This is a genomic window from Janthinobacterium sp. 344, from assembly GCF_900112025.1.
Classification (GTDB): Bacteria; Pseudomonadota; Gammaproteobacteria; order Burkholderiales; family Burkholderiaceae_D; genus Janthinobacterium.
This window is the reverse complement of sequence record NZ_FOKL01000003.1, coordinates 1-16,368: the sequence shown is the minus strand read 5'-3', so window position 1 is coordinate 16,368 and position 16,368 is coordinate 1. Positions and strand designations below refer to the sequence as shown.

The window sequence follows — 16,368 nt, the reverse complement described above, 5'->3', positions numbered from 1 at the left end:
CGGAGGTAGCAGCCATGGATCGCCATCGCATCCGTTCGAACCAGTTCCTCGTGCTGGGACTGACTCTCTGGCTGGCCCTGAACCTGGTCTTGCGCTGGCTGTACTGGCCCCTGTTCCAGTCGCACGGCCCGTTCGGCATCGCGCAGCCCACGCTGCCGGACCTGGCGCTGCTGCTGGCCTGCACCCTGTGCAGCAGCCTGCTGTTCGCGCTCGTCGGGCTGCTGCTGGGCGCGCTGCACCGGCGCTGGGGCGACGTGCTGATCGCCGTGTACGCGGCACTGTCGCTGATCGCGCTGGAGGCGGATATCGGCTGGTACGCGATGTCGAAATCGCACGTGACCCTGGGCGACCTGCAGCTGTTCCTGACGCAGAACTGGCAGCACCATTTCGGCATCCAGCCGCACGACATCTGGCGCTTTGTGCGCGTCGCCTGCGCGCATATCGCCGCCGTGTGCGTGATCTATTCCCTGCACCGCCAGCTGCGCCGCCATGCGCGATCGCACCGGGCGCTGGGCTGGCTGCGCCGCGCCAGCGCCTGGCGCCACGCCTTCGCCACGCTGCTGCTGCTCGTGCTGGCGGCACAGTCGTACACCATGCTGCGCCGCGGCGGCGAATACGCGCGCACCGTGTGGGACGTCGCCGCCAGCGCCAATCCCTACTACATCTCGGCGGCCGACCACTGGCTGCGCAAGGCGCGCCTGCCCGACACCTGGGTGCACTTCAACGTGCGCCTGGGCGCCGCGCGCGGCCAGGCGACACCGCTGCCGCGCGCCGTGCCGGCCAGGCTGGCCCGCCAGCCCGCGCCGGCCAGGCGGCCCGACATCCTGTTTCTCACCATCGAGAGCTGGAACATGGCCCTGTCCGACCAGCGCACCATGCCGTATTTTTCCTCGCTGGCGCAGCGCTGCCATATCGGCACGAACCATTATTCGGGTGCGAACCAGACGGAACTGGGCATATTGAGCCTGCTGTACGGCGATCCGAACATCTTCTTTGCCGGCTACCGCCAGCATGCGTCCGTGGTGCGCCAGTCGCCGTACATCCAGGCACTCGGCAAGCTGGGCTACAGCACGGGACGCGTCGTCAGCGACCTGACGCAGCAAAACACCATTCCCCGCTACCTGGCCAGCTTCAACCAGGCCGAAGTCGTCAACCAGCAGGACTGGGACAACATCGCCACCATCGCCGCGCGCCTGCGCCATCCGGGGCCGGCCTTCATCCACGCGCATTACTACGCCACCCACTATCCCTATCTGCACGCGCCGGACTACGCGGCGCACCGGCCGGAAACGCCGCCCCAGTTCAACTTCCAGAGCACCAACCTGGCGCTGAACCGCCATGCCATCGTCAACCGCTACCGCAATACGCTGGGCGAACTCGATGCCTGGCTCAAGGCCCTGCTGCGCCAGATCGACCTGGACGCCACCATCGTCGTCATCACGGGCGACCACGGCGAAGAGATGTTCGAGACGGGCCGCCTGGGCCACGCCTCGACCCTGGACGCGCCGCAGATCCGCACGCCGCTGGCCATCTGCGCGCCCGCCACGCTGGCCGGCGCCACCGGCGCATCGGCCGCACTGTCGTCGCACGCCGACATTTTCCCCACCATCTTCGACATGCTGGGCTTCGAGCACCGCCTGTCGAGCATGGGACGCTCCTTGCTGGGCGAGCAGGCGCCGAAAGTCGCGCTGGTGGCCAAGCAAAACCATGGCAAGACGCCCGTGCAATGGGCCGCCGTCACGCCAGCCGGCACCATGTATCTGACCCTGGGCAAGGATGGCGCCTTCGCCGCCACGGGCAGCGACCCGGCGCTGGCGGCCGTCTTCGCGCCCACGCCGCACGCACCGGGCGGGGCGGAGGTGGAACGGCTGATCGTCGGCACGCTGCTGGCGGCGGAACGCGAGTTGCGGGCGGCGCGGCGCATGAATCCGTGACCAGGCTGACGGCTGCCGGCAGGCTTTTCAAGCCGCGCCGTCCAGCAAGCCCGCCAGCCCCGCCTGATCGCCATCGGCCACGAAACACGCCGCCTGCCAGCGCTGCGTGCGCTGCGCCTGGGCGGCTGCGGGCGCGCACCACGGCGGATACACGCGCAGCGCGCGCTTGCCGCCCTGGCCGGCGCGTGACAACACGCCGCGCCGCAGCAGCACGGCGCGCGGGAAGATGAACAGGCCATGCCGGATGCCGCCGTCGTCCACGGCGACGATGACGGCATCGACGGGGTCGGCCTCGTCCAGCGGGGCGATGTCCGCGTCGCGATGGCGGCGTTGCCAGAGCGTGAAGAACTGGCCCGTTTTCGCCGGCGTGGTCTTGGCCACGCGCAAGACCAGGCGCAGGCCGTGCAGCTCGGCGCGGCAGGCGCCGTACTGCGCGCCTTCCGCCTCGGGCACGGGCGCTTGCGGCAAGCCCAGGCGCGCCCAGGGACCGGCCTTCATTCCGCGCTGAACTCGGCCGCCGCCTTGGCCGCCCACAAGGCTTCCGCGTGGCTGGCAAACGGGCTGTCGTAGCCATCGACGCTGCCATCGATATCGACAAAATACAGCCACCAGCCGTCGCTTTGTTCGCGGATGGCCGTGTGGCCGGGCGCGCAATGCCGGGCCACGTCCTGGCTGGGGGCCAGGGTGGCGATGGTGATGCCACGGTGCGTCAGGGTGTGGGGAGTCATGGGGAAAGTGTGCATGCAAAATAATCAATGCGCGCAGTTTACCCCTTGTTGGGTTTTGACGCCCGGCATGGCGTCAACAAGGTGGCACCGCCGGCAACGGCGTGCGCTACACTGGCGTCTGGCATAAAGACCGGCAAGGGAGACAGGCATGGCATCACAGCAAGGCACGGTGGATTACCTGCTCGACCAACTGGCCGGCGCGGGCGGCGTCAGCGCCAAAAAAATGTTTGGCGAGTATGGCCTGTATTGCGACGGCAAGATGTTCGCCATCGTCGCCGACGACCAGCTGTTCATCAAGCCGACACAGGCGGGGCGCGAGTGGATCAGCGCGCAGGGCGCGCCGCAGGAAGCGCCGCCCTATCCGCAGGCCAAGCCGTATTTCCTCATCGACGGCGGCCTGTGGGACGAGCGCGACTGGCTGAGCGAACTGGCGCGGCGCACGGCCGATGCCCTGCCATTGCCGAAACCCAAGGCGCCGCCGAAGCGGAAAGCGGGCCAGGTCAGCTGAGCACGATGTTGCCGCACGCCTTGCCCTGGCGGAAGCACGCCAGGTTGTGATACGTGATGGCGGCGATTTCGCGCAGCGCCTCGATGGTAAAGAAACCCTGGTGTCCCGTCACCAGCACGTTGGGGAACGTCATCAGGCGCTGGAAGATGTCGTCGTCGATGATGTCGGACGAGCGGTCCTGGAAGAACAGATTGCTTTCCTGCTCGTACACGTCGATGGCGAGCGAACCGAGCTGGCGCGATTTCAGCGCCTCGATGACGGCGCCCGTGTCGATCAGGCCGCCACGCGAGGTATTCACCAGCATGGCGCCCCGCTTCATCAGCGGCAAGGTCTGCTCGCTGATCATGTGGCGCGTGCTGTCCATCAGCGGGCAATGCAGCGAGACGATGTCGGACTCGGCCAGCAGCCGCGGCAGCTCCACCATGGTGCCCAGTTCGGCGAACGCGGGCGCCGGATACGGGTCGTGGCCCAGCACGGTGCAGCCGAAGCCCTTGAAAATGCGCGCCGTGGCCAGGCCGATCTTGCCCGTGCCGACGATGCCCACGGTCTTGCCGTGCAAGGTGGCGCCGAGCAGGCCGTCCAATGAAAAATTGCCTTCGCGCACGCGGGCGTAGGCGCGGTGCGTGTGGCGGTTCAGCGTCTGCACGAGGGCCAAGGTGTATTCGGCCACGGCTTCCGGCGAATACGCGGGCACGCGGGCGACGAACAGGCCCAGGCGTTTCGCCGTTTCCAGGTCGAGGTTGTTGTAGCCGGCACAGCGCAGCAGGATGGCGCGCACGCCGTAGCCGTGCAGCGCTTCGAGCACGGGCGCATCGAGCACGTCGTTGACGAAGACGCAGACGGCCTCGGCGCCTTGCGCCAGGACCACGGTTTCCTGGCTCAGCAAGGCGCTGTGGTACACCAGTTCGATGCCGGCCGCGTCCGGCTGGGACGGCAGCGCTTCATCGAAGAAGCGGCGATCGTAGGGCTGGCTGGCGAAGAAGGCGATTTTCATGGGGCGTCCTGTCAAGTGATGCGGCGAAAAACAATGCCGGATGGCAAAACGCCATCATAACGCACGCGCCCCTTCGCCCGCGTCCGCCTGCGCCCCCCTGGGTCAAGCAAGCGCATCAAAAATGCTTGATGCGCGGGCCATTCAGGATTTTTTGCACATACGCCGTCTCCTGCGCGTGCTCCACGTGATAGCGGTCGCGCGCGGCGCGCATGGCCGCCTGGTGCGCGGCCACCGTGGCCGGCGTCAGTTCGACGCCGAAGTCGCCCGGCACGGGCGTGTCGCCGCCAAACAGGCGCGCCAGGATCAGGCGCCCCACGTTGTCCCGGTAATGCGACACTTCCCAGTAATAATGCATCTCGGGCTTGCCGCTGGCCAGCGGGATCGGGTCCGTGGTGACGCTGTTAAAGCCGGAAAAATCATACAGGCGCACGTCGCAGCCGGCGTTGCGGTGGCGCTCGACCATCTGCGCCAGGCCCCGCTGCCACGCTTGCATGGCATCCCACTTGCCGCGCCAGTGCAGCACGTCCATCGTCAGCGCGTGCGTGGGATTGATGTACATGCGCAGGCGCATGCTGCCCTTGCACAGCTTGCCGATGCTGGCGTCGAGCGCGGGCGTGGACGGCGGCGTCGGCCCTTCGCCCTCGCCGAATTCCTGCAGGCGCAGCGGGATCGCCTGCGCCGCCCCGCCCCAGCCCTTCATGCGGCTGATGACGCAGGTCTGGTCGCGCTGGCCATACAGTGCCAGGCTGGACAGGCAGACGTCGCCAAAGTCGCCCGTCAGGATGCGCAGGCTGTCGTGCGTCATGTCCACCGTCAGGCCCCGCTTCAGGTTCAGCAAGGCGCGCTGGGCGAAAAAGCCGTGCTCGGCGCCCGTCAAGCCATCCTCCACGCGGGCCGAGCCCAGGTCCAGGGAAAAGGTGGGCGCATCGACGCCCCAGATCATGGTCTCGATGCGGCTGACCTTGACGGCATGCTCGGCCAGGCGGATGGCGTCGCCCAGCGAAGCGCCGGAGACGGCGCTGTTGAACACGCTTTTATCGGGGAAGGTTTCCTGCGCCTTCGTCGGCAAGCCCATTTCCGTGCGCGAGTTGCCGATGTAGATGATGGACGGCCGGTAGCGCGCCACGGCGTAGGTCTTGCCCCAGGCGCTGAGTTTTTCATTCGTCGGGCGGGGGCGCTGCAGCAGCGGGCTGTCCCACTGGTGCAGCAGATACGGGTCGACCCGGTAGTTCAGGGCCGAGACGGAGGCCAACACGACAAAGGCGCAGGCGAAGAACCAGGCAAGATAGCGGCGGGCGGAAGTGTCCATGGCGTGTTCCTGCTCAGAATTGGAAGTAGAGGAATTCGGTGACCCGGTTCATGCCGAAGATGCAGGCGATAAACAGTGCGGCAAAACCCAGGCTCCAGCCGCGCGTGGGGCGCCAGTTGAAGCGCCAGCGTCCTTCGGGCTGGAATATTCTTTCAATCGCGGGCTCGTAGAGAAAGAATATTTCCTGCGTATTCGGCGCCTTGAAGGCCAGCACCATGGCCACCAGCAGCACCGGCAAGCCAGGCCCCACCAGTTCGATCCAGCGGATGCCGTCGAACGCGGGCTGCATGCCCCACTGCGCCAGGGCGGCCGCATGGCTGGCCAGGCCGCGCGGCAGGCTCACGCCATTCGCCCCCACCAGCGCGCCGAGGATGTCCCAGGCCGTGCCCACGTCGGGCGAACGGAAAAAGATCCACGCCAGCATGACGGCAAAAAAGGTCAGCGCGGCCGGCCACCAGCGTCCCGTTGCCGCGCCGAAGGCCTTGCGCCACGCCTGCTGCACCACGAGGAACAGGCCGTGCAAGCCGCCCCAGATGACGAAGGTCCAGCCGGCGCCATGCCACAGGCCGCCCAGCAGCATGGTCAGCATCAGGTTGCGGTAGCGGATGGCTTCGCCACGGCGGCTGCCGCCCATGGCGATGTATAGATAGTCGCGCAGGAAGCGCGACAGGGTCATGTGCCAGCGGCGCCAGAATTCCGTGATGTTGGCCGCCTTGTACGGGGAATTGAAGTTCAGCGGCAGTTTCACGCCGAACAGGCGCGACAGGCCGATGGCCATGTCGGAATAGCCGGAAAAGTCGAAGTACAGCTGGAAAGTGTAGGCCAGCACGCCGATCCACGCCTCGATCAGGGTGGGTTCGGCGCCGGCCGCGAAGATGGGAATGGCCAGCGGCGAGAGGTTGTCGGCGATCAGCACTTTTTTCGCCAGGCCGATCGTGAAGATCGACATGCCGATGGCGAAGTTGGCCGCGCGCGGGTGGGCGTTGGCGGGGTCGGCGAATTGCGGCATCATTTCGCGGTGGTGCAGCACGGGCCCGGCGATCAGGTGCGGGAAATAGCTGACGAACAGCACGTAATGGATGAAGCGGTACTCGCGCACCTCGCCCCGGTAGCAATCGACGAGAAAGGCGATCTGGGTAAAGGTAAAGAACGAGATGCCAATCGGCAAGATGATGTCGAGGCCATGCCACGGCGGGCTGGCAGCGCCAGCACTGACGGCCACGGCATTGACACTGTCGATGAAGAAGTTGGCGTACTTGTAATAGGCGAGCAAGCCCAGGTTGAGCGCCAGGGCCGCCACCAGCACGCGCTTGCGGGCCGCGCCCGCGCGCGTCCCCATCATGCGCCCGGCCGCGTAATTGACGCAGATCGAGGCCAGCAGCAGCGGCAGATAGCGCACATCCCACCAGGCGTAGAAGAACAGCGAGGCGCCGGCCAGCCAGACGGCGGGCGCCAGGCGCTGCCACGCGGCGCCGGGCCGCGCGCCGGCGGGCGCCAGCCGGTCCAGCAGGAAATAGCCTGCCAGCACGATGGGCAGAAAGGCACACAGGAAAGCAAACGAATTAAACAGCATGGCTCCTCCTTGTTGGCAACATGGTCGTGCTGGTGCTGCTGGTGCCGCTGACGGCCGTGCCGGCATGCAGCTGGAAATAACAATCGGCGATCCGCGCCGCCACCCGTTCCCACGTAAACCGTTCCACCAGGGCTTGCACGCGGTCGCGTTCCGGGGCCAGCGCCAGCAATTCCATGATGGCCAGGCGCTGCGCGGCGCCGTCGTCCCAGCGCACCTTGCGCAAGGCAAACGCGGAATCGGGCAAGTCCAGCGCGCTCTGCGCCGTCATGACGACGGGCGTGCCGGCCGCCAGCGCTTCCAGCACGGACAGGGGAAACACCTCGCCCTGGCTGGGCAAGGCCGCCACGGCCGCCGCGTGATAGGCGCTGGCCAGCAGCGGGTCGGCGTGATCCAGCGCGCCGAGCCAGCGCACGTGGGGCAAGTCCAGCAATTGCTGCAGATACGCCTGCTGTCCGCGCGGCGCGGCGCCGATCAGCACGACGGGCACATTGGCGCCCGTCAGCGCCCGGGCCAGTCCCAGCTGGTTTTTGTAAGGCGAAATGCTGCCCACCATCAGCACGAACGGCCCGGCGATGCCCGTCTCGCGCCGGAACAGGTCGCCATTGGCCGTGAAGAAATGCGGGTTGATCCCGTTTGGCAAGACCCGGATGGTTTCCGCCGCCAGGCCGAAGCCGTGCACCAGGGCATCGCGTTCGGCCTCGCCCAGGGCGATCACCATGTTCGCCAGCTGCAGCGCGCGCCGCGTCTGCGCATAGCTCGTTTGCACCATCCATTCCGTCAGCCGTCCCGCCAGCCGGTCGGCCAGCCGCGCGCGCCAGGCGCTGCCGCGGTTCCAGCTGGGCGGCAGCAGCGGCGACAGCACCACAGGCACGCCCAGTTCGCTCGCCGTTTCCAGGATGCGGTAGGTGCCATTGCTGGCCGAAAACACGTGCAGCACGTCGAAATCGGCCAGCCGCTCGTGGTTGGCGTCGACCAGCTGCACTGCCAAAGGCCGCGCCGCGCTGGGCGGCAAGCGGTTCAGCGCGGCAAGCGTCTCGCGCACCTGGATCTGCAAGCCGCCGTCGCGCTGAAACAGCATCGGATACGAGAGAATACCGACACGCATGGCCATCCTTTCCTTGCCCCGCGCCAGTGAGGGCGGCGGGAATCAGTGCGGCGATTTGACGGGCAGCCAGCGGCTGGCCAGCTTGCGTTGCAATAGCCAAAACTCGGCGGCGATCTCGTGTTTCAACAGCAAAATACCGGCGATCCAGCACAGCAGCGAGGCCAGCGCCGTGCCGGCCAGCGCCAGCAGCGCGCCAGCGTCCGGCAATTCCAGCGGCAGCCACAGCAGCATCAGCAGCGGCGGCGCACTGCCCAGCACGCACAGGGCCAGGCTCTTGCGCACGGCCCGCGCCAGGATGCGCCAGTGCAATCCACTGAGCGTACGCAGGCAGCAATACGTCATTGCACTGCGCAAGAGATTGCTGATCACCACGGCCCAGGCCACGGCCACCAGCCCGAACGGCGCCGCCAGCAGCAATGCCGCGACCTTCAGCACGCCGGCCCAGGCATCGAGCCGCACTTGCGCCCGCATCTGGCCCGTCGCCACCAGCAGGTAGCGGGCCATGTTGAACATGCTATACACGGCCGAAGACAAACACATGATGCGGATCAAGGGCACACAGCCCATCCATTGCGATCCATACAACACCTTGACCAAGGGCAAAGCCATGCAGGCCAGAAAGAGAAAAAACGGCCAGGCCAGTGCCGTCATGTAGCTGACGGTGCGCAGATACACGGCCAGCGCCCCGCCCTGCCCGTCCCTCTCCCCCTCGCGGTCGCGCGCCGCGAACAGGGGAAACACCACGGGCGAGATGGCGCTGGTGATGGCCTGGTTAAACAGATTCAGGACGCTTTGCGCCTTGCCGAACAGGGCCAGGCTGTCGATACCGATCAGCTTGCCGATGATCAGGTCCGGCGCCGCCACGCCCGCCTCGTCGACGAGTCCGCCGCCCGTCGCATACACGCCGAAACTGGCGATGGCGCGCATGCCGCGCCGTCCCGGCAGCCACGGCAGCTCTTTCGGACGCACCAGCAGGCTCACCAGCAGCGAGGCGCACGAACCGGCCACGGCCGCCCACACCATGCTCAGGTAGCTGTAGCCCAGCAGCGCCAGGGTCACGGCCACCAGCAGGTTGACCACGCTATTGGCCCCGTTGATGGCGTAGATGGCGCGAAAGCGCAGCTGCCGGCGCAGCATGGGCAAGGTCAGCGCGCTGAACGGTATCAACAGGAAATTCACCGACAGCAGGCGCAGCACCAGGGTCAGCCGGGGTTCGCCATAGAAATGCGCGAGCGGCGCGCTGGCCAGCAGCACGAGGGCCGCCAGCAGCCAGGCGACGAGCAGGCTGGTGGCCAGGGCGGCACGCAGTTTCACCAGATCGAGCTGCTTTTCCTGGATCAGGTATTGCCCCACGCCAAAGTCGCGCACCACTTGCGCCAGGGCCACCAGCACGGCGCCCAGCGAATACACGCCCACCTCGGCCGGCGTGAGCAGGCGCGACAGCACCATGGTGGCGACTATGCCCAGCAGCAGCACCGTGTATTTTTCGGCGAAGGAAAACAGGAACGAGTGGCGGGTGGCGCTCATGCGTGGCGCCCGCCCCTACACCAGGCCCGCGTAAAACTGGCGCAGCTGCGCCTGCAGGCGCGGCATGGAATAGCGCTGCACGGTTTCCTCGCGCGCCAGGCGTCCCATGCAGGCGCGCCGTGGCGCATCGGCCAGCAAGTCCGCCACGGCGCCACAGGCCGCCCCTTCATCGCCGAGCGGCAGCAGCAAGCCGCCCTGGCTATCGTGCAGGATATCGTGCGTGCCCGGCACGTCCGTGCCCACGGCCGGCACGCCGCAGGCCATGGCCTCGATGGTGGCGATGCCAAAGCCTTCGTTTTTACTCAGCAGCAAATGCAGGTCGAAGGCCGGCATCAGCAATTCGATGCGTTCCTGGAAACCCGCGAACAGCACGCGCCCGGCCAGTCCCGCCTGCTGCACCTGCAGGCGCAGCATGGCTTCCAGCGGTCCCGTGCCCACCAGGACCAAATACAGTTCCGGAAACCGTGGCGCCAGGCGGGCGAACAGGGCCAGCAGCGCTTGCGGCCGCTTTTGCGGCGACAGCCGCGCCACCGAGCCGATCACCAGCGCCCCGTGCGGCAGTCCCAGCTGCAGGCGCGCCTGCGTGCGCCGCTCGGGCGAGACGAGAAAGGTTTCCGTATCGACACCATTCGGGATCACGGCCAGGCGCGTGGCGGGCGCCAGCATGTCGCGGTACAGCGCGAGAAAATGCCGCATGGCCGACGGCGACACGGCATACACGCCCTTTACGCTGCGAAACGCTTCCTGCAGCCGGGGCCGCTGCCAGCCGCTGAACGCTTCCAGCGGAAACGCGTTGTGCACGCTGATGACGGCAGGCAGGCGGCAGCGCCGCGCCAGCCACAGGATCGAGGCGCCATACGCCGTCCAGCAAAAGGCCACGTGCACGAGGTCGGGGCGCAGCCGCCGCAGCCGCCAGGCGCCGCTCAAGCTGGCGCGCAACAGATTCCAGCGCCGCCAGGGCCAGTGTTCGAGGAACAGCGGCGGCTCGTAGACATGGACCTTCAGCCGCCGCCGGCGCAACTCCTGTGCCCAGGCGGCAAAGCCGGGAAAGCGCCGCAGCGCCAGCACGCTGTCGTAGCCGCATTGCGCCAGCAGTGTCGCCTCTTGCGCCATGCGCAGCTCCATGCCGCCCAGTTCGCCCGAGTAACTGCTGATGACTATGCGCGGCAAGCGTTTGCGCCGTCCGCGCCACGCTTCATGGAAAAAGCCCCGCAGCTTGGCGCGTTCCCATTGCCGCAGGAACAGGTCGGCCCGGTCGCGCCGCAGCCAGGCGCGCACGGCGCCCACAGTGTCGCGCAGATAGCGTCCCAGCATCCAGCGCGGCACGCCCAGCCACTCGACGCTGGGCGCGGGCAGCGCCAGGCGGCATTGCCCCCGGCCAAACAGCATGGCGCGGCGCAGTATCCAGGCGCGCTGCACCTGTGGCACGCGGATGATGTGCGCCACTTTCGCTTGCGGACAGAACCACGAAGGGTTGCCCGCCGCATGCATTTCCAGGTTCAGCCGCGTCTCGCTGCCCATGGCGTAATTGGCCCCCTGCGGGCCGATGCTTTCGTCATAGCGGGCGCCCGCCTCGAAGATGCGGCGGCGGATGGCCATGTTGGCGCCCCACACGAGGCCCGGATACACGGGGCCGTCGCGCAGGCTGGGGCTGGTGATGCCCCACGTCAAGCCGACCGGCGTCAAGCGCAGCAGCCAGTCGGCGGGCCGTTCGCGCCAGGCGGGCACGATGGCGCCGCCAAACAGGGCATAGCCGGGATGGCTGCGCGCACAGTCCTGCAGGCGGCACAGCCAGTCAGGGGCCGGCATGGCGTCGTCGTCGCCGAAGACGAACAGCTCGCTGCCGTCGCCGGCGTGGCGCAAGGCGTGCTCGACGGCGCCATTCAGGGCCGGGCTGCGCCCGCGCCGCGCCACGTGGACGTAACTGAGGGGCAGGCGCGCGCGAAAGGCGGCGATCACCTGCGCCGTGGCGTCGCTGCTGCCATTGTCGGCGATCACCAGGCGCCAGCCGCCCCTGGGCGGGTGCAAGCCCATGTAGGCGCGCAATACCTGGGGCAAGGTGCCGGCGCCATTGTAGGTCGCCATGAGAACGGTCAACAAGCGCATGCCTCCTTGGTCTTACCATGAGCGGACTGATGTCAACGTTCGACAAGGTGCCGATGCCGAACGTGCTGATCCAGTGTACTGAGCCTGCCCGCCAGCCCGTTGACCATTATCAAGATCCACGCCAAGCCGGAGCGCCCCCCTTTCATGCGCGACATACTGATCACCATCCTCATCTTCGGCTCCCTGCCTTTCATCTTGAAAGAGCCGGCCATTGGCGGCCTGATGTGGGTCTGGGTCAGCGTCATGAATCCCCACACGCAAGGCTGGGGCTTCGCCACGCACATGCCGTTCGCCTTCATCATCGCCATCGCCACCATGCTCAGCGTCCTGATGTCGCGCGAACCGAAGCGCCTGCCGCTGACGCCCGTCAGCGTGCTGCTATTGCTGTTCGTCGCCTGGATGAATGTCACGGCGCCGTTCGCCTTGCTGCCCGAGCCGTCGTGGGTGCAGTGGAACAAGGTCATGAAGATCATGCTGATGAGTTTTGTGGTGATGATGGTGATACGCACGCGGCGCGACATCGTGCGCCTCGTGTGGGTGCTGGTGGGCTCGATCGGCTATTACGGCATCAAGGGGGGGATCTTCACCATCCGCAGCGGCGGCACGGAACGGGTCTGGGGACCGGAGGAGACCTTCATTGGCGACAATAACTCGCTGGCCCTGGCCCTCATCATCACCATTCCCCTCATGTATTACCTGCAGCAGCAAACCCGTCAGCGCTGGCTGCGCCATGGCTTGTCGGCGGCGATGCTGCTGTCGGCCCTGGCCGCGCTGGGCTCGTATTCGCGCGGCGGCTTGCTGGCGATCGCCGCCATGGGCCTGTTCATGTGGCTGAAAAGCGAGCGCAAGATGGTGCTGGGCGCATTGCTGGCCGCCATCTCGCCCCTGCTGCTGGCCTTCATGCCAGAACGCTGGGCCGAGCGCATGGATACCATCAACACCTACCAGGACGATGTCTCCGCCATGGGGCGCCTGAACGCCTGGCGCATGGCGTACAACCTGGCGCGCGACCGCTTCCTGGGCGGCGGCTTCGACGTTTCCGACGCCACGATCTTCGCCCGCTACGCGCCCAACCCCCTGGATGTGCACGCGGCGCACAGCATTTATTTCCAGGCGCTGGGCGAACACGGCTTCGTCGGCCTTCTTATCTACCTGGCGCTGGGCATCGCCACCTGGCATACGGCGGCCGTCATCATCCGCCTGACGCGCGGCAACGCCGAGCTGCGCTGGGCGCATGGCCTGGCCACCATGAGCCAGGCCAGCCTGATCGGCTTTGCCGTGGGCGGCGCCTTCCTCAGCCTGCTGTATTTCGACATGCCGTATTACCTGATGGCGGCCCTGATCGCCACGCGCATCGTGGTCGAGCAGCAATTGCGGGAGCGCGCGCCGCAGCGCCGTCCCGCCAAGGCCGGAGCCAAGACCGCCATCGCGGAGCAGCCATGAGCAAGGTCAGCCAGATCGGCCAGGCCAGCCTGTCGATCCTGATCTACCACCGCGTGCTGGCGCGGCCCGACCCGCTGTTTCCCGGCGAAGTAGACGCCGTGCTGTTCCAGCGCCAGCTGCGCCTGCTCAAGCGCTTCTACACGCCGCTGCCCCTGGCGCACGCCGTGCAGCGCCTGCGCGATGGCAGCCTGCCGCCGCGCGCCGTGTGCATCACCTTTGACGATGGCTATGCGGACAATGCGCAAGTGGCCTTGCCGCTGCTGCAACAGCACGCCCTGCACGCCACCTTCTTCATTGCCACGGGGTATCTCGATGGCGGGCAAATGTGGAACGACAGCGTCATCGAAGGCGTGCGCCATGCGTCCGGCCCCGTGCTTGACTTGCAGGCCGTCGGCCTGGGGCGCCTGCACGTCGATACCCTGGCGCGGCGCCAGGCCGCCATCGCCACCCTGCTGGGCCAGCTCAAATACCTGCCGTTCGCCCAGCGCCAGCAGCTGGCCATGCATATCCGCCGCCAGGCGGGCGCCAGGCCGCGTCCCTCCGCCATGCTCAGCACGGCGCAACTGCGCCAGCTGCACGCGGCCGGCATGGGCATCGGCGCGCATACCGTCAGCCACCCGATCCTGGCCACCCTGTCGGAGCGGGCCGCGCGGCTGGACATCGCCAACGGCAAGCGCCATCTGGAAGACGCGCTCCAGGCGCCCGTCGCGCTGTTTGCCTATCCGAACGGCAAGATGGGCGTCGACTATGGCGCGCCGCACGTGGACATCGTGCGCAGCCTGGGTTTTACGGCGGCCGTCGCCACGGACTGGGGCGTGGCGCGTCCCGGCGCGGCGGCGGACCTGCTGCAGCTGCCGCGCTTCACGCCGTGGGATCGAGGACGCCTGGCGTTTCTGTGGCGCATGCGGCAAAACCGTTTGCGACCGCCCCCAGCGCGGCCGGATGCTGGCTGAGCCACTGTTCCAGCATCAGCAGCAGCCACACCATGGTGCCGTGATAGGCCGGGTGTTCCGCCAGCAGGCGGCCTTTTAAATCATCGATGAAGGCGGGCCGCACGATGCCGCGACCGCGCAGCTGCGTCAGGTTGTCAAAGGCGAACTCGCGCAGCGGCACGTGCGTATGCAGCCACTGGCCGAACGGCAAGCCGAAGCCATGTTTTTTCTTGCGCAGGATGGCCGGCGGCAGCACGTCCGCCAGCGCCCGCTTGAAGAAGGGCCGCAGCCGCATGCCGTCGAGCTTGTCGCGCGGCGCCAGGCGGGTGGCAAACTCCACCATCGCATCGTGCAGGAACGGAAACGCCGCCTCCACGCCCGCCAGTTCGCACGCCTTGCGCACTTTCACCAGATCGTTGTCGGCCAGCGTAAAGCGCATGTCGAGCGCCAGCAGTTCATTGATCTGGCTCAAGCCCTGTCCCTGGCGCTGCCAGTACGCGCCATTCACGCAGCCGGGCGCCATGCCCGGATCGATGGACTCGATGAAGCCCGCTTCCAGCACCGTGCGATGGCCATGGCGCAGCAGCAGGTTGTAATGGTCCAGGCGTGCCGGCAACGGCAGGCTGGCTTGCTCGATGTAGCGGCGCGCCTTGTCTGCCAGGCGCCACGGCTTGCCCGTTTGCCGGCGGAACAGCAGCGGCTCGATGATGGCCTGGCGCAGCATGGCCGGCAGCAGCTCATAGCGCGACAGCAAGGCCTGGTGCGCATAGCGCGCATTGCCGCCAAACAGTTCATCGCCGCCATCGCCGCCCAGCAGGCGCACCACGCCGTGCGCGCGCGCCATCTGCGCGCAGTAAAAGGCGGGAATGGCCGAGGCGTTGCCGAACGGCTGGTCGAACATGGCCGCCATGGCGGGAATGGCGGCCAGCACGTCGTCTGGTGTCACATAGCGCTCGTGGTGGATGCTGCCCGCGTGGCGGGCGGCCAGGCGCGCATACGCCAGCTCGTCATAGCCGGGCACGTCAAAGCCGATGGAATACGTGCGCGCCGGGCGGCCCGTCACCTGGCCCAGGATGGCGGCCAGGGTGGAACTGTCCGTGCCACCGCTGAGAAACGCGCCCGTGCCGGATGCGTCGCTGCCCAGGCTGCTTTCCACGCACTGGCGCAACAGGCCCAGGAATTCCCGCTGCTTGCTGGCGAAACTGGCGGCCCTGCGCGCGTGGGGCTTTTCCTGGAACGCCAGCTGCCAGTAGCTGCCTTTGCATTGCTTGCCGCCGCGCACGTGCAGGTATTCGCCGGGCAGCAGGCGCTGCTGGCCCAGGTACGCCGTGGCCGGGCCTGGCACCATGTGGAAGTACAGGTAGTGATACAAGGCTTGCGGATCGAGCGCGCCGCGCACGGACGGATGCGCCAGCAAGGCGTCATGCGACGAGGCGAAGAACAGGCCCTGGGCGTTGCTGGCATAGCTGAGCGGCAGGCTGCCGGCGCGGTCCACGGCCAGCAGGGCCGAGTCGGCGAAGGCATCGAGTATCGCCAGCGCGAACGGCCCCGACAGGCAGGCGCAGGCCGCCACGCCACGGCTCAGCCACAACGAGGCCAGGCGCCGCGCCACGTCGTTGGCCGAGCCATCGAGTTCGGGCCGGCCCCAGATGGCCACCTGCAAGCCATCTTGCTGGAAGACGTGGCGGCTGCCATCGATGGCGGCCACGGCCACGCCGCCCACCTCGCTCAGGCAGGCGGCCAGCGGCGCGCTGTCAAAGCGCGACAGGGGCGCGGCCATGCGCGCCAGGGCGATCTCGGGGCTGGCGGCCGATCCGCCTGCGCCCCTGGCGCCGGCTGCGGCGTCGGCGACAGCGGGGGGAGCGACAGCGGGCCGCGCATCGTCCGTCGCGGGCGCACCGGTGGCCAGCGGCGCCAGCGAGGCCCCGTCCGGCGCGAAGTGCGCGGGCGCGCGATGGCCCGCCGCCGCCAGCCAACCGCACAGGCCGCTCATACGAGCACCTCGGCCGGCAGCGGATGGCCGAGAAACGCCGTCGGGCTGGCCGTCAAGCCGTAGGCGCCCGACTGGAACACCACCACCAGGTCGCCCTCCTCGGCGCGCGCCAGCTCCATCTGGTCGGCCAGCAAATCGAGCGGCGTGCACAGGGGCCCGACGACGGACGCCACTTCGCGCGCGCCGCCGCGCAGGCGGTTGCCGATGGCGACCGGG

13 protein-coding genes and 1 pseudogene are annotated in these 16,368 nt (G+C 67.8%); 4 read left to right on the top strand and 10 right to left on the bottom strand.

Annotation, left to right across the window (positions count from 1 at the left end; genetic code table 11):
• The first annotated feature begins 14 nt into the window (after positions 1–14).
• Entirely contained in the window at positions 15–1,934 is a 1,920-nt protein-coding gene (locus tag BM193_RS09700) for a sulfatase-like hydrolase/transferase (RefSeq protein WP_175533221.1), read from the top strand.
• A gap of 27 nt (positions 1,935–1,961) precedes the next feature.
• Here BM193_RS09700 and BM193_RS09695 read toward each other — a convergent pair whose 3' ends face one another.
• Together BM193_RS09695 and BM193_RS09690 are read right to left on the bottom strand one after the other, a co-directional pair.
• Complete coding sequence (locus BM193_RS09695) at positions 1,962–2,432, bottom strand: MepB family protein (protein ID WP_092797536.1); 471 nt, start codon at positions 2,430–2,432, stop codon at positions 1,962–1,964.
• The gene (locus BM193_RS09690; RefSeq protein WP_092797535.1) at positions 2,429–2,662 is read right to left on the bottom strand and encodes a hypothetical protein; all 234 of its coding nucleotides are present in this window, start codon (positions 2,660–2,662) and stop codon (positions 2,429–2,431) included. Before BM193_RS09690 ends, BM193_RS09695 begins: the two co-directional genes overlap by 4 nt.
• A 148-nt stretch (positions 2,663–2,810) precedes the next feature.
• Between BM193_RS09690 and BM193_RS09685 the strand changes: the two genes are divergently transcribed.
• Positions 2,811–3,170, top strand: coding sequence for a TfoX/Sxy family protein (locus BM193_RS09685; RefSeq protein ID WP_092797534.1), 360 nt, complete (start codon positions 2,811–2,813; stop codon positions 3,168–3,170).
• Here BM193_RS09685 and BM193_RS09680 read toward each other — a convergent pair.
• The 6 genes from BM193_RS09680 to BM193_RS09655 all read right to left on the bottom strand — a co-directional run bounded on the left by BM193_RS09680 (position 3,163) and on the right by BM193_RS09655 (position 11,778).
• Positions 3,163–4,164, bottom strand: a complete 1,002-nt coding sequence (locus BM193_RS09680; RefSeq protein WP_092797533.1) for a 2-hydroxyacid dehydrogenase — start codon at positions 4,162–4,164, stop codon at positions 3,163–3,165. The two genes, BM193_RS09685 and BM193_RS09680, sit on opposite strands and share 8 nt — an antisense overlap.
• Before the next feature lie 115 nt (positions 4,165–4,279).
• Positions 4,280–5,473 (bottom strand): hypothetical protein, encoded by a 1,194-nt coding sequence (locus tag BM193_RS09675; RefSeq protein ID WP_092797532.1) that lies wholly within the window; start codon positions 5,471–5,473, stop codon positions 4,280–4,282.
• Positions 5,474–5,486: 13 nt separating this feature from the next.
• Complete coding sequence (locus BM193_RS09670; protein ID WP_092797531.1) at positions 5,487–7,046, bottom strand: MBOAT family O-acyltransferase; 1,560 nt, start codon at positions 7,044–7,046, stop codon at positions 5,487–5,489.
• Positions 7,036–8,151 (bottom strand): glycosyltransferase family 4 protein, encoded by a 1,116-nt coding sequence (locus BM193_RS09665; protein ID WP_254786013.1) that lies wholly within the window; start codon positions 8,149–8,151, stop codon positions 7,036–7,038. Before BM193_RS09665 ends, BM193_RS09670 begins: the two co-directional genes overlap by 11 nt.
• 42 nt (positions 8,152–8,193) lie before the next feature.
• The gene (locus BM193_RS09660; RefSeq protein WP_092797529.1) at positions 8,194–9,678 is read right to left on the bottom strand and encodes an oligosaccharide flippase family protein; all 1,485 of its coding nucleotides are present in this window, start codon (positions 9,676–9,678) and stop codon (positions 8,194–8,196) included.
• A gap of 15 nt (positions 9,679–9,693) precedes the next feature.
• Complete coding sequence (locus BM193_RS09655; RefSeq protein ID WP_254786011.1) at positions 9,694–11,778, bottom strand: glycosyltransferase; 2,085 nt, start codon at positions 11,776–11,778, stop codon at positions 9,694–9,696.
• 150 nt (positions 11,779–11,928) lie between these two features.
• Here BM193_RS09655 and BM193_RS09650 point away from each other — a divergent pair, with 150 nt between their 5' ends.
• The gene (locus BM193_RS09650) at positions 11,929–13,227 is read left to right on the top strand and encodes a putative O-glycosylation ligase, exosortase A system-associated (RefSeq protein WP_092798035.1); all 1,299 of its coding nucleotides are present in this window, start codon (positions 11,929–11,931) and stop codon (positions 13,225–13,227) included.
• Positions 13,224–14,180 carry a polysaccharide deacetylase family protein gene (locus tag BM193_RS09645; RefSeq protein ID WP_092797527.1) on the top strand — a complete coding sequence of 319 codons (957 nt, stop codon included), beginning with the start codon at positions 13,224–13,226 and terminating at the stop codon, positions 14,178–14,180. The genes BM193_RS09650 and BM193_RS09645 overlap by 4 nt, the downstream gene beginning before the upstream one ends.
• Here BM193_RS09645 and BM193_RS09640 read toward each other — a convergent pair.
• Positions 14,089–16,152, bottom strand: coding sequence for an asparagine synthetase B family protein (locus tag BM193_RS09640; protein WP_254786009.1), 2,064 nt, complete (start codon positions 16,150–16,152; stop codon positions 14,089–14,091). The genes BM193_RS09645 and BM193_RS09640 overlap by 92 nt on opposite strands.
• A pseudogene (locus tag BM193_RS09635) lies at positions 16,149–16,368 on the bottom strand (pyridoxal-dependent decarboxylase, exosortase A system-associated); the annotation flags it as partial. The pseudogene BM193_RS09635 and the gene BM193_RS09640, both read right to left, overlap by 4 nt.

Bases quoted from the DNA above. Each gene is read 5' to 3' on its own strand.
- BM193_RS09700 (WP_175533221.1), top strand. From the start codon at position 15: ATGGATCGCCATCGCATCCGTTCGAACCAGTTCCTCGTGCTGGGACTG.
- BM193_RS09695 (WP_092797536.1), bottom strand. From the start codon at position 2,432: ATGAAGGCCGGTCCCTGGGCGCGCCTGGGCTTGCCGCAAGCGCCCGTG.
- BM193_RS09690 (WP_092797535.1), bottom strand. From the start codon at position 2,662: ATGACTCCCCACACCCTGACGCACCGTGGCATCACCATCGCCACCCTG.
- BM193_RS09685 (WP_092797534.1), top strand. From the start codon at position 2,811: ATGGCATCACAGCAAGGCACGGTGGATTACCTGCTCGACCAACTGGCC.
- BM193_RS09680 (WP_092797533.1), bottom strand. From the start codon at position 4,164: ATGAAAATCGCCTTCTTCGCCAGCCAGCCCTACGATCGCCGCTTCTTC.
- BM193_RS09675 (WP_092797532.1), bottom strand. From the start codon at position 5,473: ATGGACACTTCCGCCCGCCGCTATCTTGCCTGGTTCTTCGCCTGCGCC.
- BM193_RS09670 (WP_092797531.1), bottom strand. From the start codon at position 7,046: ATGCTGTTTAATTCGTTTGCTTTCCTGTGTGCCTTTCTGCCCATCGTG.
- BM193_RS09665 (WP_254786013.1), bottom strand. From the start codon at position 8,151: ATGCGTGTCGGTATTCTCTCGTATCCGATGCTGTTTCAGCGCGACGGC.
- BM193_RS09660 (WP_092797529.1), bottom strand. From the start codon at position 9,678: ATGAGCGCCACCCGCCACTCGTTCCTGTTTTCCTTCGCCGAAAAATAC.
- BM193_RS09650 (WP_092798035.1), top strand. From the start codon at position 11,929: ATGCGCGACATACTGATCACCATCCTCATCTTCGGCTCCCTGCCTTTC.
- BM193_RS09645 (WP_092797527.1), top strand. From the start codon at position 13,224: ATGAGCAAGGTCAGCCAGATCGGCCAGGCCAGCCTGTCGATCCTGATC.
- BM193_RS09640 (WP_254786009.1), bottom strand. From the start codon at position 16,152: ATGAGCGGCCTGTGCGGTTGGCTGGCGGCGGCGGGCCATCGCGCGCCC.